This window comes from Paenibacillus ginsengarvi, assembly GCF_003626695.1.
Taxonomy (GTDB): domain Bacteria; phylum Bacillota; class Bacilli; order Paenibacillales; family NBRC-103111; genus Paenibacillus_AB; species Paenibacillus_AB ginsengarvi.
The window spans coordinates 152,516-171,890 of sequence record NZ_RBAH01000016.1; the positions used below are offsets into that span (position 1 = coordinate 152,516).

Here is a 19,375-nt window from a genome sequence, read left to right on the forward strand (position 1 = left end):
AAGGCTACGTAAAAATATACAAGCAAGAACCGTGCCAATTGCCTAAACGCGAAAAAAAGCAGCCAGGCGCGCCGGATAAAGGAAACAGCGGAGAGTCGGGCTGCAGCAAGAATGGGGATTTCCATGATTCCGGAATTTCATCCGAAATTTCGGAAAGGATAAACATTGTTTACGGCAAAAAGGACCCGGTGGCCGCACCGCGTCCTTCGATCTATGATGCCGCTTCGCTTGCTCAGCAGAGACCGTTCTACCGCTTCCGGTCGGTTTGCTCCGCGAACGAACGTACGATTTCCGGCGTGAGTCCTTCGCCCGCATACGAGACGAGGGGCGATATTTCGATGTCTCGTCCTTCGGGCGGCTTGAAGCCCGCCTGCTCCAGCCATTTGCGGTGCAAATCGAAAAGGAGGCGGCGGGCGGTATGCGGACTGTCGTCTCCGTCTTTGTTTTTGACCGGCGCAAACTCTTCCTCTCTGCGTATTTTCAGTACAGTCATCCGCTCGGCCAGCGGGAAAAAGTCGAAAATGAACGTTTCGAATTTATAGGCGTTCGGCGCTTCGGGCACAAGCCGCTCGCCTTTCTCGTCAACGGTCGCGATTTTTTTGTGCGCAGCATGATAAGGAACTCCCGCATCGGCGTACTGCTGTATAAAATCGAGGCGGAACAGATGGATCGACAAGTTGCCGAGCCGGTACACATACTGCCCGCCGCCGTCCGTTTCGTACAGCAGCTCCTTCGGCACATCCGTATATTCCACAACGGCCGGCCTGCCGTCCTTTTGTACGAGGATGCCTACTTTTTCCTCCGGAAACGTTTTGTCCGCAGCCTTCGTTGCGATCGGGTTGTTGTAAAACGCCGCGGCTCCGACAAACAGCGGATCGGCTATACGGATAAGCGCGTTGTCCACATTGTAATAAAACACCCACTCGACGCCTCTGCGGAGCATATCCGCCAGCGCCCCGGATCGCTTCAGCGAGGCGAACGCATCGCCGTTTCCGCTTGGCGCGAGACCGATCTCGCCCGGTGCCGACAGCAAGATTCTGCCCGAAGCGTCGAGCGACGGCAACGCCTGCTGCTCCAGCATATACACGTCTTCCGGCTTATAGCCGAAGCAGCCGTGACTGTCGAAGAAGCGGACCGTCTCCGCGTTATTTTCCGGGCTCGTCATCACATACCACGGAACCGTTCGCCCGGCTTGGGCGGATAATCCGAGCAGCCGCTCGGCCTGCAATTGAAACAGCGACTTGCCCGACGGAAGCCCGATGTCGAACGTCCCTTTCGGCCCATCATGCCCGAGGCGGCTTCCTTGCCCTCCCGCGACGACCAGTGCGGCGACCTTGCCTTCGCGCAGCAGGCTCCACCCTTTCTCGGTCAGCAGCTCCCGCTGCTCCGGCGTCATAGACTCCATATCCAGCGCTTCAATAGGGGCTAGTGCACCCGAAGCAGCCAAGCTTCCTGCGGCCTCGCTCGCCAGCGCAGCTATTGCCGGAAAATCGAGTCGTTCGATCTGGTCCAGCAGTCTCGTCTTCGCATCATCGGAAAGCGAGTCATAAAAGCGCAGCAAATGCTCCTGTCCGTATTCGGCCGCGAGTCTAGCCGTTTGTTCGTATCGATCGCTCATGCGAAGTTCGCCAGCTCCTTTGCCCGGATATTCGTCCTTGTTGGTTCATTCGGAGCCCGGCTCGTCGCCGATTCCGTACTGTTCCGCCTTCTGGTATAGACTGGATTTGCTCATGCCGAGCAGCGAGGCCGCCTTCCGCCTGTCGCCTTTCGAACGCTCCAGCGCCTCTACCAGCAGTTTCTTCTCGTATTCGGCCATTCTCTCTTTCCAGGAGCCCGTGCCGTCCATAAGCGGCGCGTTTTTCTGCGGCCGGCCTTCCGCCTTGGTGACGGGAGCTTGCCGCGGCAGCGTGACGGACTCCAGCACCGAGCCGTCCATCATATACAGCGCCCGCTCCAACACGCTTCGCAGCTCGCGCACGTTGCCCGGCCAATCGTAGGCCAGCAGCTGCCGCTCGCACGGCTCGCTGACGCGCTCGACCTGGATGCCGGTCTCCCCCTCCAGCTGTGGAAGCAAAGTCCGAAGCAGCGCGGGCAAATCGTCCATCCGCTCCCGAAGCGGCGGGATATGCAGCGGAATGACGTGAAGCCGGTAATACAAATCGCGGCGAAACTTGCCTTCCGTAACAAGCAACTCCAAATCCCGGTTCGTCGCGGCGATGACGCGGACGTCGATCGGCTCGGGCTTGTCCGCCCCGACCGGCTCGATTTCTTTTTCCTGCAGCGCTCTAAGCAGCTTCGCCTGCTGGGCTGGCGGCAGTTCGCCAATTTCGTCCAGAAAAATCGTGCCTTTGCCCGCCTGGGCGAACTTGCCTTTTTTCCCGATCCGCCTGGCCCCGGTGAACGCCCCTTCCTTGTAGCCGAACAGCTCGGATTCGAACAGCGTCTCCGGTATGGCCGAGCAGTTGACGGCTACGAACGGGCCGAAGCGGCGATCGCTTTCCCGATGAATCGCATGGGCGAGCAGTTCCTTGCCCGTCCCGCTTTCGCCGCTGATGAGGACGGTGCTGCCGCTCTTCGCGACCTTCACCGCCATCGTCTTCAGCCTGCGCATCGGCTCGCTGTCCCCGATCAGATGCTCCATGCCGTATTTGGCTCCGGATGCGTCGCGGCTCTTCGCTTCGCCATAGTGCAGATGGGGCAGCACGTCCCTGTATTTGGCGTTCATCTCGAACAATCGGTCGATATCCTGAAACATGATTTTGCCGACAACGGCGATCAATTCGCCGCCGCTGCGGATCGGAATCCGGCTTGCGATCATCCAGTGCCCGTGAATTTGCTGCAAATCGGCGATTTCCGCCTTGCCCGTTTCCGCGACGATGTGCAGACGCGTATTCGGGATGACCTCCGTTACGTGCTTGCCGATCATGGCCCCCACTTCCGTTTGCAGAAAGGAAGCATACGTCCGGCTCACCGACAGCACGTAACCTTTGGCGTCCGCGACCACGATCCCTTCGTAAGCGTTCTCGAGAGCGAATTTGTACAATGCCAGCTCCTGTTCGATTTGCCGCCCTTCGGCCGCGCGCCGCCGGAGCAGCCGGTGAACCCATCCGTTGCTGCGAATCCTCACCTGATGACCCCCATTCCATGCAAGCGTCATATGTATTCGATACGATCGCTTCATTTCCCTGTCTCCGGCAAGAAAAGCTTCTCTCGACGTACTTCGAGAAGGAGCGATCGCAGGCTCAACCCTGCACCGTTCCGTCTGCTATAGTGGAACTTCCGCTTCCTCTCCCGCCGCCTCAGCGGAACCGCCAGTTCCGTTATTGCTGCTTCGCGAGCCTACTAAGCCTGCATAGAGGAAGCAAAACTTCTTCTATTGCTCCATGTGCCCGGCTCCACCCGAGCTATCGGCGGCTTTAACGGAACTTTTGCTTCCGGTATCGCCCGGTTCAGCGGCGTTCCGCTAGCGATAGCGGAACTTCTGCTTCCGCTTCCCTCCCCCTGGTCGGCTCCCATCCGAAAACGATAAAAAAACAAGATCCGGGGATCGAAGTGATCGCCGGATCGTTTTACACGATAATGTTCAGGCCGACTTGCCGCCGCTTTCGGCTACGATTTTGTCGGCGAAGCTTTTGATCGTCGAACAGCCCAGCAGCGGCGGTTTGGTCACGCAGTTCAGCACGAGGCTGCCGCTTCCGGCATCCCAGGCATACTGAAAGCCAACCTTCATGCCGGCAACCTGGAACGTAAAGCTGCCCGAAGGCGCGTTCGGAATCGAAATCCCTTTCTTCTTGCCTAGCGATTGAAGCGTACGGAATACGGCCGGACTTACGTTGCGGTACTTCATGGCTTGGCATGCGGCCATCTTGCATCTTCCCCTCATCTTGGATGTAGTCTGTTATGTATATGAGGGGAGGCTTGGCTAACGTGCCGCTAATCGGAGTTCCACGGCACGATCGAGAGCCCGGGCCACAGGGCGACCCAGCGGGATACTTTCTGCTCGTAGATGGACTGCGTGATTTGCGCTTTATTCGGGCGCACGATGAAACCGAGCAGGTCGTCCAGGCCGAACGGGGCGTACACGCTCCACTCGCCGTAGCGGCCATCCGCGCGCACGCCGACGGCGGTGGCCGTAGTAGGCCAGCTGTCGATCGCTTCCTCGAGCGTACGGTACGGCCGGATCGGGTAACCGAAACGCCGTTCGTACCAGAGATGAACGCGGGCCTGATTTTTCACATCGAGCCGGACGGGCAGTTCGGCAAACAGCTCTCGCGCTTGCCGTGCGACGCGCTCCTCCTTCCCGGCGGATAAGTCGGGATCGTAGTAAACAAGATCGATATCGTTTATGCCGTATTCGGGCGGCAAGCCGCACATGCTGTTCCATATGGTCTGGGCAATGCAGCCGGCGCCGATATAATAGTTCCGAAGTCCGAGCCTCGGCGCTTCAAACAGCAGCTTTTCGAGCAGCGGGCTAGACTTCAGAATCGCCGTTACCTGCTTCGCTTGGCGTTCGAAGCGGCTGGCGCTCTTATCCGCCTGTATACTGCTGACGGACGGGTTCCGCTTGCGGCTTCGCAGATGATCTTCGTTGGAACCTTCCAGCCTGCCACGCATAAGGGGGCCGAGCTTCTCCATATACGGTTGCGCCGCGGCCGCTTCGGCCTGATCCAGCGCTTCGATTTCGAAAAGCTGTCCCACTTCCGCCACCTGGTCCAGATGGAATACCAACTCGCGATCGCTCCATATTTCCCTTTCCTTGCGAACGACAACCGGCTCGCCATACAACGATTGCAGCAGAGAAACAAGCTGCGGATCGCGGAACTCGTAATAATCGAATTCGATCTCGCTCTCTTTCGCGCTTCTGGCATAAACATAGATGAGGCAGGAGCCGCGCCCCTCGTCCCTTACCTTAATTCTGCCCCCGTCCGCATCGGGGCGGACGAAGATGTAGTCCGTCTGGTGCTCCAGCGCGACATATTTTGCCCCCATCTCACGGAGTGCAGTGCGGACGGGCGCAAAATCGGCGCAACCGTATTTGGCAACCCGCCTCAATGAAATTTTCATATCCAGCCTCCTTGCAAACTGCCGATTCAGGCAGGAGCCGGATCGAGTTCCTTTCGCATACTGCAACTCCGCCGTTCTCCGCCTACATCCTATGTCCAGTATATCGAACAAATGTTCGCAAATCAATCATTCGCCTGGATAGGATCGTAGCCGGCCGCTTTATAGATTTGCTCCGTCAGGCGGACAACCTTTAGCGCGAATTCGCCTGGCACCAGCACCTCGTGCCTGCCCGCGATTGCATCGACGAAGCTTTTATCCTGATTCGTTTCGCGCTGCGGCAGCTCGGGACGCACCGGCTCCTGCCCCAGTCTTCGCAGCGTGATCCGCCCATTGTCATATTGAATGGCCCCATCCTCGCCGCAAAACATATACGTCTCGTGCCAGCCCTGGGCATAACCGACGACGTTCAGGCTGGCGACGGCCCCCTCGGCGAAACGGATGGCGGTGAACGAATCAATCTCTACGGGTGCGCCGTGGCGCTGCATGACCGGCTTCACTTCCGCCGGCGTCATATTCGTCGTCCAGAGCAGCATATCCACAATATGGCTGCCCGAATCCATCAGCATGCCGCCGCCGGAAAGCTCCGGCTTCGTCCGCCAGCTTCCCGCCGTAAGCTGCTTCCACTCCTGATACAAACACGCCGTAACCGAAGTCAGCTTGCCGATCGTCCCCTCCTGAATGGCCCTCCGTATGTACAAAAACTCCGGCTGAAAATGCCGCTGATACGAAACCTGCAGCAGCTTCCCCGCCTCCCGGGCAGCGGTAAGCAGCACCTCGGCTTCTTGCGACGAGCAGGTCATCGGCTTCTCGACGAGCACGTGGCATCCTGCTGCAAACGCATCCATCGCTTGCCGGAAATGCACCGTATGCGGCGAGCAGATCACGACGGCGTCCAGCCGCTCCTGCTCCAGCATTATGCGGTAGTCGTCATACTCCGCCGTTTCGTTCAGCCCGAATTTGTGTTTGAACCGGCTTCTGCTGTCCGCGCTGGGATCCGCAAGCGCTTTCAGCTCTACATCCTTGGACAATTCCAAAAGCTGCGTTCCATGCCAATGCGAAATACCGCCCGTGCCGATAAACCCGAACCTTAGTTTCGTCAATAGCTTCCACTCCCCGAATGGAAATTTTTGTACAGCTACTTCTAACTATATGCGGGGCCCCGTACAAGTCAACAACAAAAAAGCGTCAGGAACCGCGCACCATGTGATCGTTAAGATTATCGCCGGCGATGCGATTCCTCGTTCAAGTCAGCGCCACTTTGGCCGCGGCGATTTCGCTAGCAACCGGTGCAAAAGCCGCGACCCTCAGCATGGTAAGAGTCGGTTGACGCCGCAAGTACCCATTTTACAATCGGATGTACGAGTCTTATAGTATATTTAGGCAGTCAGTAGTTTTACAAACAGCCGATTGTTCGCACCGAATGGAGGTATGAGGCTTGAGCGAAACCAAACGAGCCGGGCAAGCTTCCGCTCCCGGCGCCGGTGAATCCGTTTCCGATTTCCCCGCCTCTCTCGCGAAACCGGCGCTCCGCGCACTTGTTGGGGCCGGATATACGCGCCTGACACAGCTAGCCCAGCTCAAGAAGACAGACTTGCTGAAGCTGCATGGCATGGGCCCTAAGGCGATGGAGCAGCTTCGGCTCGCTCTCGAAGAGAAAGGCCTATCGTTCGCCGACGAAGAACGCTCGTAAGCTTCGACGGGAACGAACAGCGGCGGCCGTTCAAGGTTATACCTAAACGGCCGCCGCTCTTTTGGTCTTATGCAGATTGCCCTGATCGCGAATAGCGGCAATGAATTCCGCTATCGTTTTGAAATGTGACGAAATGCTGAAGGTAACGGAAAAAAAGTACGCTATTTCCGCCAATATACCTGGTTATGGCCAGAAATCATGAGATATAACGGAATTTGGTTCCGTTATATTCAAAAATATGGTGCAGAAAAGGTAAATAGCGGAAAACAGTTCCGTTATCGTTTCGCAGCCAAGCCATCAGTCAGCACAGTCCCCGACTCTGAACTGTCCCCTTATTTGTCCAAGCGCACTTCCCTGCCGCTGCGGGCCGATTCGTAAATGGCGCTCAAAATGCGGATCATGTCCACGCCCTGCTCCGGCCGGAACACCGGCTCCACCCTTCCCTGCACCACGTCTACGAAATGATGGATGTTGTCGCCGTGCCCGTTGCCTTTCTTGGCAATCTGCGGCTGAATGTTGCACAGCGTCCCTTCGATCTCCGTAAACAGCTTCAAGTCCTCGTTCGTCAGGCTGAAGCCGGACTTCGTGCCGCGCAGCTCTACGAACCGGGTTTCCTGTTCGATGTTCGACGCCCAGCTGAACTCGATTTGCAGCGTCGCACCGTTTTCGAACCGGATGAAGCCGGAGGCGAGATCCTCTACATCGAATACGCCGTCCTGGCGCTTCGAGCCGAACGCGCTGTGCTCCGAATCGCTCAGATCCGTTTCCGCGAACTTCGTGTACGCCGAGCCGCTGACCGCGACAGGCTTCGGATTGCCCATAAACCACAGCGCCAGATCGATCATATGGACGCCGAGATCGATCAGCGGACCGCCCCCGGAAAGCTCCTTCGTCGTAAACCAGCCGCCCTTGCCGGGAATGCCCCTTCGGCGTATCCAACCGCAGCGTCCCGTGTAGATGTCGCCCATATGCCCTTTTTGCGCATAACTTTTCAAAAACTGCGATACGGTCCGGAATCGGTTGTTGCGCATTACCATAAGCACCTTGCCGCTTTCCTTGGCCGCCTCGGCCATTTTCACCGCTTCCTCCGGGCTGACGGCATCGGGCTTCTCGCAAAAGACGTGCTTCCCGGCTTTCAGCGCGGCAACCGCCACTTCCGAATGGAACAAGTTCGGCGTGCAAATGTTGACGATATCCAACTTTTCGCGAGCGAGCATTTCCTTGTAATCGGTATAAACGGAAGTAATGCCGTGTTCGTCGGCGATTTTTTGCGCCGCCTCCTTGTTCGTATCGCACAGGGCGACAACCTCGGTATCCGGGTTAACCTGCCACGCGGGCAGATGCGCGCCGCGGAACATACCGCCCGTTCCGACCGCTCCTACTCTAAGTGTCATACGTGCTCATCCCTTTCCATATTAGGCGTTATCCTTTTTTCTTTTCGTTCGGCACCGGCTCCAGCGCCGGCGCGGGAGAAGGCCATTCGCCGAAGGCGTCCAGCCCGGGCTCGGGTGCCGCCCACTTCACCCCGTTCGAGATGACGCGGAGCACGTTGCTGTTTTGAAACGTCGGGTACGTCTCGTGACCCGGGCGGAAATAAAAGATTTTGCCGCGGCCCCGCCGGAACGTGCAGCCGCTGCGGAACACTTCCCCGCCCTGGAACCAGCTAAGAAATATGAGCTCCTCCGGCTCGGGAATATCGAAAAATTCGCCGTACATTTCCTCCTGCTCCAGCTCGAAAAAGCGGCCTACGCCCTGGGCGATCGGATGCGCCGGATTCACGACCCACAGCCGTTCCTTCTCGTCCGCCACTCGCCATAACAGCGAGCACGACGTGCCCATCAGCTTGCGGAATACTTTCGAATAATGGCTGGAATGAAGCGCGATGAAGCCCATGCCGTCGAGCACGCGGGCGCAAACCTTGTCCACGATCGCATCGTCCACTTCCTCGTGCGAGCGGTGCCCCCACCAGATCAGAACGTCGGTGTCCGCCAGCACCTCGTCCGTCAGCCCATGCTCCGGCTCGGCCAGCGTCGCCGTCCGAATCCGGAAGTCCGGCCCAGCGATGCCGTCCGCGATAGCGCCGTGAATCCCTTTCGGGTAAATCGCCGCCACCTTTTCCTTCCGCAGCTCATGGCTGTATTCGTTCCATACCGTTACGCGAATCACGACAATGGCACATCCTTTCCGGTTGCTTCGTTACTGTTTCATTCTCTGTTCTCTTCAAGCATCTCCGGCCGTCTTCTAGTTCTGCCGGAGAAGCCACACTTCCGCCACGTTTAGCCGCTTGTAACCCCGTGTACGGGCGATCGTAAGCTTCAGCTTCCCGTCCTTCACCGCCTCCGGCGGGACGGACATTTCCCGGACCGTGACCGATCCGGCCGCGATAAACACCTCTTCCTCCAGCACGAAGGCGTCGTTTGCATTCACGCTAGCCCAGCAATCTCTCGGCGAGGAGTTGCTTTTCGTTTCTCCGAGAAAAACCGCCTTGAAGGTATAACGGGTATCCGGGTCCAGATCGTCATAACGAATGTCGATCGGCGTATCCAGAAGCGCGTTAGTATGGGAGACCCAGGCAAGCGGAACCCCGCCGAGATCCTGCTGCTGCTCCTCCGGCATTGACAGCATATACATCGCATGCGCGATCCGGGGCGATTGCAAGTAGCCCGGGTCCGCCGCCCAGCCCGCGCCCGGATCGACGCGGCGGAAACCGCCATGCGACCCGAGAGGATCGTAAAAGCCTCCCGGTCCCGGATTCGTGCGATCCAGCAAACGCCCGATCATCGCGAGGCGCTCGTACTCGTCCCCGGCTTGCCGGATTTGGGCAAACTGCGTGCGCAGCCAGCGAATGTCGTTCAGCGGAGCGTCGATCGCGTCGATGAAGGCGCCCCTGCCCTGCGATCTGGCGAAATGGCGGGACACCGTAAGCTGGTAGCCGATGCTTGCGAACAGATCGTCGGCGAGCTCGTTGCAGCGCAGCCGGTAATCGGCCGCAACCGGCTCCGTCCGGGCCCGCTCCAGCGTCCGCTCCGCCGCATCCACCGCGGCGAGACTGCCGCTTACGCCAGATCCCCGCAGCGCCTCCCGGGCCTCGTATTCGAGCCCCGTCTCGTAAAGAAGCCGCCGCTTCGTGTAGGCGTCGAAATAGGCCCGCAGCAAATGCATCTGAAACCGGTAGTTGGAGCGTTGCAGCGTCGTAGCCTCCCGCTCCATCTGCCGCCACGTCTGCAAAGTAACCTCGACATCCTTGTTGGACGCAAGCTGTCCAACCCAGTTCCGTTCCAGCGCCAGCAGACCCTGGGCGAACGCGTCCGCCCGCTCGCTGTCGATGAACAGCCGGCCGTATTCCCGCAGCGTGTCGATGACGGGCGTCGCCGGGTCCCAATCCTGATCGGACCATATAAATTTGTTCACATCGTCGTTAATGCCTTCCGAGTAGCAAATATTGCCGATCGCATATTCGGCCAGCACGTTATGAATATGCTTCTGCGCGTACGGCCGCGGGTTGCAGCTTTCCCGTCCCAAAGTAAGGGCGTAGGCGATATCCCAGTCGGCAACCGGATACTGGCAGTGGAAATTATGGGTAATGTCCTCGTACCGGCGGATCGGATAACGCTCCGGAATCGCCCGCCTCAGCTCGGGCAGCGTGACATCGACATGCGGACCGAAGACGATGCCGCCAAGCCAATCCGGCTCCCGCCGCACGTGCCGGTAAAACGCTTCCATCCACTCTGCCGAATGATACGTCATAATTTGTGGCGACAACCATATTTTCGCCTCGGGATGATACTTCCGCAGCAGCTCCGCCACCTGCTCCATCCATGCGAACAGCGGATCGGGCTCCATCTTGCCCGGATCGCTGCCGGGAACGAACAAGGCGTTAATGCGCGGCAGCTTGCTGAAAATTTCTTCCCGTTCCGCCAGCTCTGTCCGGACCGTCTCCGGGTCGGAATAGTCGTCGCCCATGTTCGGATACCAGATCCACGTATCCAGGCCGTAGCTGTCGATGATGCCGGAAAGCCGGATCATCATCTCGAGCGGCTCGACCTTCATAAGCGGGCCGGTCGGACGGTCGTCGGTTCGCGGCGGCATGATCTCGATGCTGTTCGCGCCAAACAGCGCAAGCTCCCGAATGTACAAATCGAACTGCTCGGGCGTCCAGGCGTCGAAGGCGTTGTTTTTCGGCCGGTAGCCGAGCTGATGGCCGCGCAGCTTCGAATAAGGCGAAGTATGGATATGCAGCGACTTGTCGAGCCGGACGAAGCCTTCGCCCCAGCGCAATTGGCGCAGCAGCTTGCCAACTCCGTAGAGCACGCCCCTCTCGTCGGCCCCGACGATCCGGACTACCGGCGCTTCGCTCCCGACGTCTGCGGCCGTGGCCGTTTGCAGCACATAACCCTCCGGTCGCAGTCCAGCGGCCTCAGCCGCCCCCGTCCAATCGGCGCCGGGAAGCCGCTTCAGCCGCTCCGCCGTGCCGACGACGATGACAGGGACGCCCGCCTTCGCCTCGTGCAATCGCTTCCAGACAATTCCCGTCCGCTTGGCGACCTCTTCGATCAGCACGTCTATCGCCTTCGCTTCCGCCCCGGCCGCCGCCGGGGAGCAGACGACCGCGACCCTGCTCAAATCGATAACCGTACTTACTCCGTCTGCCATCCGAGCCACTCCAGCCACTCTCCCTTATTCAGAAAGTCTCCGGCGATATGATGCGCTCCGGCCGCCAGCAGCCGTTCGCGTTTCACCGGGTTGATGCCTTCGCGCCGGTTTTCGTCGCTAGCGATGCCAAGCGCGAGGGCGCCCCGCTCCCTCGCCAGCCGGATTTCCACCTTGCCGTCGCCGATGACCGCCAGTTCGTCGCCGCGAAACCCTTTTTCCTCAAGCAGATCGGCGATGACTTTTTCCTTCGAGCAATCCGCTCGTCCGACGGGCGCACCGGCGATGTCCTGAAAGTAATGCCGGACGCCAAGCACCTCGGCCTCGTTCACCACATCCGGATGATCGGTGCCGCTCGCAACGAACATCTCGATGCCGCGCGTGCGAAGCTCCTCCAGAAAAGGCACCGAACCTTTCATCAAATAATCCGATGCGCTGAGACTCCCCGCCCGCAGCCGTTCGATGCGAGCGTTCACGCTTTCCAGCAGCCTGCGGTTGTATTCCGCCTTATATTCCCATTCCCCTAGCACTTCCGGGTTCCAGCCTTTCCCGGCGACTTGTTCCGCCAGCCAGCGCATTTGAAAAATGGTCTGGATGCCTGTCGATTGGTCGATATAGGCGGCAATCTCCCGGTCCAGCTCCGCCGACTGCTCGGGCGTAAGCGGCGCGCTGCCGGCTATCGCTACCTTCATCATCGGCGCCATCGTTTCTTCCCATCCCGCCCGAAGCGTCGACAGCGTGCCGTCGAAGTCGAACAAAACCGCCTTGATCCTCGTCCCTGCTTGCGAATTGCTGGATGTCATCCCATGAAGCCTCCTTGGCCGTTTTGTGCCGATTGTGAATTACTCCATCAGCGGGATGCCGAGCTTCTCTCCGATCGCCCGCCATCGCTCCGGCTGATTGTCATGAACAACATGCGGTTTATACCCCAGCTTCAAATACGATTTGATCGCGGGTAAGCGGAAATCGTCGGTGCGCAGCACCGCGCGGCTGCGGCCCTCCCGCTTCATCTGGTGCATGGCGGCGAGGCTGATCGATGTCCCTAGCCCTTTACCCGCCTGGGACGATACGATGCCCACCATATGCAGGCAGCCGGTATCCTCTCCCCATTCCTCGTCATACCAGGCCGAAGCGGTCGCAATCGGCTCGCCGCCGAAGCAGATAAACCGGACGCGCTCCGGCCGAAATTCCGGATCTTGCTTCATCTGCTTGTCAAACTTCCTCTCGCCGCCGAACGAATCGCCGATAATGCGCTCCCAGGCCGCTTCGTCCCCCACCTGAAAGCCGCGCTCCGAATACCCGGCAGGTAAGTTCAGATCGGAAAGCTGGTCAAGCCTTTCATTCATCATGGCAAGCTGCGGTTTTAACGATTCCATGGATAAGCCCTCCTCATAGTCGATAAGTGATCAGAACTTCTTCTGCTGCTCTTGTGCTCTGTACCCATCATACTAGAAATTCGGGGGCGCTAGCCTGCACTGGCCTAAAAAACGCAAAAACTAGCCGTTTTTGAACAAAGCGCGCCAAATCGCCGGAATCGTTTCCTCGTGTAACCCTTCGAAGTGGTAGCCCTTGCCGCCGAGACTCGTCGGACGGTGCACAATATTTTTGCGCGGGCGGTAATAGTAATCCCAATCCTCGTAGCCGACTTTTTTGTGATAATCGCCCAGCCTGACGATATCGAAATTGGCGGTCGTAATACGGTGCACCGGGTGCTGCAAATTGCGCGAGATCGAGAGCGCCTTTAGGAACACCTCCGGCCCGGTCACCGTCGAGCCGAAGTTCATAAATACCCCGCCCTCCAGATGCGCCACGGTATGGCAGTAGGATTGAAAGTCGAAGCCGCTCGCGGACCCTTGGACGGCGAAATCGGATAACGGAAGAAGCTGAATGTCGTCTGTGCCGATCGTAATATGGCATGTATACGGAATTCCCGTGCGGATGCAGGCGCCAAGCAAGCTGTCCCCGATATGCGGGAAATGCTCCGGACGCCGCCGGACGTAAGCTGCCAAACTTTCGCCGTAGCCGAGATCGTCCGCATAACCTTCCGCCAGCGCTCGGTGCACAAGCTCCCCGGTTTCCTGCCACATCGCCAGCTTCCCTTCGGCAAGCGTGCCTTCCTCTACGGCCTCCGTATGGCCGAATGCCGCCAACTCAACGTCTTGAAACGCAGTGGCGCCCGTTACCGCAAGATGAGAGACGTACCCGCCGCGAATCGCTTCGATTAAATAACGGTGCGCGCCGGAGCCGATCACATGACTGCCTAGCGAAACGAGAATCCGACTGCCCCGCTCCTTCGCCTCGCGCACCCGGCCGATAAACTCGTCGAATTGAGGCGCGCTCCAGCCCGCCCCCTCCTCCGTTTGGCCCGGCTCCATCGCCACACGATAAGCACCCTCTCCGCTCCCGCTGACGGATGCCGGGGGCTCCGCCGAATAAAGCCGGCTTCGTCTCGAGCCCACCGGGTACAGCTTCGCGGGCAGCAGTGGGGTGCGCGAGGCGTTGCCCGAAGCGGCATCGCCGGCAGCGGCTTCGACAGGAAACTGGGCACCAAGCTGCTGTTTCCTTTTCAGCAGAGCATGGAACAACGCCGGAATCGTATGCTGGTGCAGACCGTGAAACAGATGCGGCTTGCCGCCGATTTCCTCGAGGCGGTCGACCAGCACCCGGCGCGGCCGGTAATGATAGTCCGGGTCGGTGATCGGCGGCGTAAATGCGGCCTGCGTCGGCACGATATCGAAATTGGCGGCCACGATATCCTTCATCGGCAGCCCCCGGTTGCGCGCAAGCGCGAGCGCCCGCAAAAACAGCTCGGGCCCGGATATGGCCGATCCGAAGTTCAGGAAGACGCCCCCGTCCCGCATCGCGGCGACGGAGCGGCACATCGAACGAAAATCTTCCCCCGTAGCGGCCCCGAGCGCTTCAAAATCGACGATCGGATGCTGATGAATAATATCGGTGCCGATCGAGATATGGCATGTATAAGGCACTCCGTACTTCTGGCACTGTACGAACACGCAATCGTCGTAATGCGGGAATTTGTCCGGATTCGCCGATAAATACCGGTACAGGCACGCGCCGTAACCTAGTCCGAGCGCCGCCCCCTGCTGAATCGCTTCGTTCATGAACTTGCCGGTTTCCTCCCACATGCCGAACGAACCGTCTTCGATCGAGCGGGCGACGTCTTCGGACGTTTCGCCGAGAAACGCCAGCTCGAAGTCGTGAATGCTCGTCGCCCCGTTGCCGGAGACGTGAGTCAGAAAGCCGTGTCTCACCATCTCGATCACATAACGGGACATCCCGTTTTTGATCACATGCGCCCCCATCGACCAGACGACCGGTTTGCCGGCGAGCCGCGCGGTCATAATCGACTCGACCAGCTCTGCAAACGCCGGACTGTCGGCTCCCCGCCAATGCTCGGGCTCCCCTTCGTAAGGGCGGGCCATGTTGCGGATCGTCACCAGATTCGTCCGTTCGTAGACGGAATTCGTCTGGATGCCTGCAAAAGACAACCGTTGTCCGTGCACCACTCGCTTCCCCCTCCTCATGTTGAAACGTGACCGACTGATACACCCATAACCTTCCTACGCTTAGTGCTCAGGCGGCACTTACTCAGCGACTGCGGTCAGCAAGCGCGTTTCAAATTCCAGCCACGACGTGACACTGCCGAGCGGCGGCACGGATAGCGCCATCCCCCGCTCTGCCGCTTCGGGCAGCGTCAGCTTCGGCGGAACGTTGAACATCTCCAGCCCGATATTGTAATCGCAGCCGAAGAACGGAGCGTTGCAGTCCGCCCGGAAATTTTGCCAGTACCACAAGTACGGCCAGACCTCGCCGTCCCAGCGCACTTCCAGCGATACGTTCTTGCTCGGGCTCGTCAGCCGGTATTTGTAGTCGTTTGTCGCGACATAGAGAAGGTCGCGCTCGGTTCCGGCTGCGGGCATAACGGACAAATCCGTGTCGACCCCGCTGTGGCGCATGACGGGCCAGCTCCAGCTTTCTCCGGACACCGGATGGCAGATGCGCGCCCCTTCGCTGAACGAAATGAAGCTGTCTTCGCCCAGAAACGGAGGCCCGTAAGCGAGGTGGTGCCCCCAATTCGCTTCCAGCGGAGCCGCCTGGGACAAATTGCGCACCGTTTCCTCGATACGCACCGTCTCGCTGCCAGCTCGCAGAATGATCAGCTTCTCAATTCGAAACGGCATCGAACGAATCTGGTTGATCAGCAGAACGCGGATTTCTCCGGGATCGTCCTGCACAATGCGGTAGTCCCAAGGCGTAATCGCCGATTCCCCGCGATGCACGGTGCCGCCCCGGTATTCGGACGTATAGCTGACCTCCGGAAACATCTCCTGCCAGCCGCCGATATAGCTCGTCTGGTAATCGGCATACATCGGATTCGGCGCCCCCAAGCCGTTATGCGAGATCCAGATCAAATCGGTATCCGTCGGCTTGTGCAGCCACCGGATCGGCTCGCTTCCTTTGTCCAGCAGCAGCTGAATGAGCAGCTTTTCATTTTCCAATATAAGACTGCGGTAGCCCTTGAACGTCATATCGTCCCAGATGCGGCAGCCCGAATTGCGAAGCGGGCGGTACAGCTCTCCCATAACTCTGCCTCCCCTAAGCTAATTTACTTAATCTTTAAGTTTATATGACACAAAAAAACATGCCGACTCCCTTTCGCAGCAGCAAGCCGGCCCGGTTTCGCCTGCGGCTCTTAAGCCGCAGGCAAGGCCAAACCGAGCAACTTGCACTGTTCGGGCCGCTATCCATTATCCTTCCGTAAGGGCCAATAGCCGGACCGGCTCGGACAGTAAGAAGCCGAATACAAGCGCGGCCGCCCCGACGGCGCTTTGGGATGTGCCGTATGTCGACGGCACGATGTTCAAACGGTCTTTCGCAAACGCGTACAGCCTGGAGCGTAAATGATTTTGCACCGGAAGCAGGTAATCCGCCAAATACGGGTACAACCGTCCTCCCAGCACGACCAGCTCGGGATCGTACAAGTTGTAGACGTTAATCAGCCCTGTCTCCAAATAGCTGAGCGTATCCTCCATACATTTCAGCGCCTCGGGTTCTCCGGCGCGGACTGCCGCAAGCAGCTGCTCCATCGAATTGCCGCCCGACCACCTGCTCAGAATGCCGGGAATCGAGCCTACCGTTTCCCAGCAGCCGCGGTTGCCGCAATCGCACATTTTGCCGTTGATGACGATCGTCATATGTCCGACTTGACCGCACAGGCCGTTCGTGCCCCGAACGATTTTGCCGTCCGTGACGACGCCTCCGCCGATGCCGATGCCCATCGTAATAAAGACGAGATTTTGCGTCGTCCGGCCCAGGCCGTACCATCTCTCCGCCATCGCCGACGTTCGGGCGTCGTCCTCGATGAGTGTCGTGAGCCCGAACTTTTGCTCGAGCACGCTGCGCAGCGGATAGTTTTTCCAGCCCGGAAAGTTCGGAGGATCCAGCAGCGTTCCCGCTCCGTAATCCATCGGCCCCGGGACGCCGACGCCAAGCCCGAGAATCGTGTAGCCTTCGCTCTCGATATCCCGTTTCACTTCTCTCAGCAGCGGATCGATCACTTCAAAATAATCGTCCGGCCCTTTGCGGTCGCTCATGTCCCGCTCGATCGTTCGAACAATTTTGCCGTTTAAATCCACGACGACGATTTCCATCGTGGCCCGTCCGATATCGAGACCGATAATCCGGTATCGCCGGGAATCGAAGCCGAGCATAACCCGTCTTCGGCCGACGTTCCCCGACACCGCTTCGAACTCGCGGATCACTCCGAGCTCAATCAGCTCGTGCGTCAAATTGGTGATCGTACCCGATGTAAGCCCCGTGTGCTCGACAAGCTCCACTCGGGATATTTGCTGGTGCTGCCATATTTTCTCCAGCACCTCGGACATATTGCTCTGCTTCACCTGCTTCAGGTAGGCGATTTTATTCGGTTGAATTCCAATTCTCCCTCCTCGGAGGATCCAGGCCGGCGTTCATCCGGTCAAATACGCCTATCGGCGATAAAGCGAAGCGCGGCACTTATTTCCTTAATTATTATTTTTATTATAAGCAATGACCGCTTCGCTTGTAAACGTCCTTATGAAACGCGGAAAAAGGCGTCCTCCAGCATGATGCACAGCGCATGGTAGATCGGCAGATGCCGTTCCTGGATGTCCGGCGTCACGTCGTACGGTACGCGGATCGTAACGTCGCACAGCTCCTTCATCGCGCCGCCGCTGCGTCCGGTGAGCCCGATCGTGCACATGTCCATCGCCCGCGCCACCTGAAGCGCCCGGACAACGTTCGCGGAATTGCCCGACGTCGACAAGCCGATCAGCACGTCGCCGGGCTTACCGTAGCCGAACACTTGCTGGGCGAACACCATGTCCGCGGCCACGTCGTTCGCATAGGCGGTCATCAGCGATGTATGGCTGACGAGCGAGATCGCAGGCAGCGCTCCTTGCAGCCTGTCGGCCAAGTAGTCGCCTTCGGCCTCTCCGAACTGCCGCAGCGACTGTCTGACGGCCGGGCTGATCGGCCTTCTGGACATAAAGCCCTTCATCAGCTCGCCGACGATATGCTCGCAATCCGAGGCGCTGCCGCCATTCCCGGCGAGAAGCACCTTGCCTCCCCCGCTGTAGCTGTCCCGCACGATTTCAAAGGCGCGCTCAATGTCGGCCGCGTTGACGGCAAGCTCCGGGTATTTCGTTATACAAGCTTTCAAGGCGTCATGCATGCTCATTATCCTCCGTCTTTCCGGTCTGTACTGTCAAAATCGTTTGGGCACAGCGCTCAAGCCGCCCTATTTCGATGCCGTCATTCGTTTGTCGGAAACCGGCGGCGCCATTTCGACCACGGCTTTTACCGTTATTTTGGAAAAATCGAGATTCGGCACCTGCTCGATCCCGAGCTTTTGCGTCAGCAGGCCGGTCAGCAGACCGGGAAACGACGCTTCTATCGTTTGCAGCCGGCGGATGGCGGTTTCAAAGTCGTGTCGGGAAGCATTGACCGAGCCGATGATGCATTTGTTTTTGAGCACGATTTCCTGATTGAGCACATCGCACGGAATGTTCATCCGCCCCCGGCCCGAGGTAACGCCGAGCACGGCAAGCACCCCGTTCGGCGCCAGCAGCTTCATCGCTTCGAAAGTAAGCGGCGTATGACCACTGCATTCCCAGATCATATCGGGACGAATGCCGAGCCCCGAGACGAATTCGTCCATACCGCCGGCAAAAAGCTTCGCTTCCCCGCCCGCCGCATCCAGGTCCGGACGATCGCTTTCGCCGGCCTCGTGGTAATGGGCGCCGCACCGGCGGACGAACTCGGCATTAACGCTGTCGCTCCCGGATCTGGACCACACATGGGTTTCCAGCCCCAAGCTTCTGCTCGTCAGCGCCGTCAGAATGCCGAGCGGTCCCGAGCCGGTAATCAGCGCCGTTCGCGGCACCCAGCGGACGCGCTGCTGGATAAGCGCGACCTGGTTCCACACCTTCTCGACGATGCTCTGCGGCTCGACGAGCACGCCGTAAGGCGCGCAATCGTCTGGAAGAAGCACGACATAACTCGCCTGCTCGACGACATATTCGCACAGAAACCCGTCCGCAGCGCGGATGCCCCGCTCGGTGTAACGGGCCGTTTCGCAAAAATCCTGCTGGCCGCTGCCGCAGGGCAGGCAAGCCGGATCGCCGCACGGCCTGCGCACAAGCGCCGTAACGAGCTGGCCCGGCGAAAAGCCCGACGCCTCCCCCGCCCGCTCGATCGTGCCGAGCAGTTCATGACCGATAATCATCTGCTCGGCCCCTTCCGGCAGCACGCCGTATCGGTCCTGCACGATTTCCCGGTCCGTTCCGTCGAGCCCGACGCTCAGGACGCGGATCAGCACTTGATCCGGGCCGATCGCCTCCGGTGCGGGAATGTCGGTCACCGTAACGTACTGCTTATCCGTTCCGTTTTTAATCACGACCGCTTTCATGA

16 protein-coding genes are annotated in these 19,375 nt (G+C 59.0%); 1 reads left to right on the forward strand and 15 read right to left on the reverse strand.

Annotation, left to right across the window (positions count from 1 at the left end; translation table 11 throughout):
* Positions 1-247 precede the first annotated feature (247 nt).
* The 5 genes from D7M11_RS21295 to D7M11_RS21315 all read right to left on the reverse strand — a co-directional run bounded on the left by D7M11_RS21295 (position 248) and on the right by D7M11_RS21315 (position 6,164).
* Positions 248-1,618 (reverse strand): UTP--glucose-1-phosphate uridylyltransferase, encoded by a 1,371-nt coding sequence (locus D7M11_RS21295; protein WP_120749276.1) that lies wholly within the window; start codon positions 1,616-1,618, stop codon positions 248-250.
* Positions 1,619-1,663: 45 nt separating this feature from the next.
* A complete protein-coding gene (locus tag D7M11_RS21300) occupies positions 1,664-3,157 on the reverse strand; it encodes a sigma-54 interaction domain-containing protein (protein ID WP_120749315.1) in 1,494 nt (497 codons plus the stop codon).
* Between the two features lie 426 nt (positions 3,158-3,583).
* Positions 3,584-3,865, reverse strand: a complete 282-nt coding sequence (locus D7M11_RS21305; protein ID WP_120749277.1) for a hypothetical protein — start codon at positions 3,863-3,865, stop codon at positions 3,584-3,586.
* 68 nt (positions 3,866-3,933) lie between these two features.
* Positions 3,934-5,064 (reverse strand): nucleotidyltransferase family protein, encoded by a 1,131-nt coding sequence (locus D7M11_RS21310; protein WP_120749278.1) that lies wholly within the window; start codon positions 5,062-5,064, stop codon positions 3,934-3,936.
* Positions 5,065-5,186: 122 nt separating this feature from the next.
* Positions 5,187-6,164, reverse strand: a complete 978-nt coding sequence (locus D7M11_RS21315; RefSeq protein WP_120749279.1) for a Gfo/Idh/MocA family protein — start codon at positions 6,162-6,164, stop codon at positions 5,187-5,189.
* Positions 6,165-6,499: 335 nt separating this feature from the next.
* Here D7M11_RS21315 and D7M11_RS21320 point away from each other — a divergent pair, with 335 nt between their 5' ends.
* Positions 6,500-6,754: a helix-hairpin-helix domain-containing protein gene (locus D7M11_RS21320; protein WP_120749280.1), complete on the forward strand. Its 255-nt coding sequence runs from the start codon at positions 6,500-6,502 to the stop codon at positions 6,752-6,754.
* 332 nt (positions 6,755-7,086) lie between these two features.
* On the opposite strand, the gene D7M11_RS21325 is transcribed toward D7M11_RS21320, so the two are convergent.
* The 10 genes from D7M11_RS21325 to D7M11_RS21370 all read right to left on the reverse strand — a co-directional run bounded on the left by D7M11_RS21325 (position 7,087) and on the right by D7M11_RS21370 (position 19,373).
* On the reverse strand, positions 7,087-8,148 hold the full coding sequence (locus D7M11_RS21325; RefSeq protein WP_120749281.1) for a Gfo/Idh/MocA family protein: 1,062 nt from the start codon (positions 8,146-8,148) through the stop codon (positions 7,087-7,089).
* Positions 8,149-8,176: 28 nt separating this feature from the next.
* Positions 8,177-8,920: a ThuA domain-containing protein gene (locus D7M11_RS21330; protein ID WP_120749282.1), complete on the reverse strand. Its 744-nt coding sequence runs from the start codon at positions 8,918-8,920 to the stop codon at positions 8,177-8,179.
* A gap of 75 nt (positions 8,921-8,995) precedes the next feature.
* Positions 8,996-11,407, reverse strand: coding sequence for an alpha-glucuronidase family glycosyl hydrolase (locus D7M11_RS21335; RefSeq protein ID WP_120749283.1), 2,412 nt, complete (start codon positions 11,405-11,407; stop codon positions 8,996-8,998).
* Positions 11,392-12,207: an HAD family hydrolase gene (locus D7M11_RS21340; RefSeq protein WP_120749284.1), complete on the reverse strand. Its 816-nt coding sequence runs from the start codon at positions 12,205-12,207 to the stop codon at positions 11,392-11,394. Before D7M11_RS21340 ends, D7M11_RS21335 begins: the two co-directional genes overlap by 16 nt.
* Before the next feature lie 39 nt (positions 12,208-12,246).
* A complete protein-coding gene (locus D7M11_RS21345; protein WP_120749285.1) occupies positions 12,247-12,780 on the reverse strand; it encodes a GNAT family N-acetyltransferase in 534 nt (177 codons plus the stop codon).
* A gap of 120 nt (positions 12,781-12,900) precedes the next feature.
* Positions 12,901-14,931, reverse strand: coding sequence for a GSU2086 family protein (locus tag D7M11_RS36945; protein WP_193556250.1), 2,031 nt, complete (start codon positions 14,929-14,931; stop codon positions 12,901-12,903).
* A 78-nt stretch (positions 14,932-15,009) separates the two neighbouring features.
* Positions 15,010-16,008 (reverse strand): aldose epimerase family protein, encoded by a 999-nt coding sequence (locus tag D7M11_RS21355; protein WP_120749286.1) that lies wholly within the window; start codon positions 16,006-16,008, stop codon positions 15,010-15,012.
* Between the two features lie 165 nt (positions 16,009-16,173).
* A complete protein-coding gene (locus D7M11_RS21360; RefSeq protein WP_193556251.1) occupies positions 16,174-17,325 on the reverse strand; it encodes an ROK family transcriptional regulator in 1,152 nt (383 codons plus the stop codon).
* Between the two features lie 173 nt (positions 17,326-17,498).
* Positions 17,499-18,137 (reverse strand): D-sedoheptulose-7-phosphate isomerase, encoded by a 639-nt coding sequence (locus D7M11_RS21365; protein WP_120749288.1) that lies wholly within the window; start codon positions 18,135-18,137, stop codon positions 17,499-17,501.
* Positions 18,138-18,203: 66 nt separating this feature from the next.
* Positions 18,204-19,373, reverse strand: a complete 1,170-nt coding sequence (locus tag D7M11_RS21370; RefSeq protein ID WP_120749289.1) for a glucose 1-dehydrogenase — start codon at positions 19,371-19,373, stop codon at positions 18,204-18,206.
* Positions 19,374-19,375 lie beyond the last annotated feature (2 nt).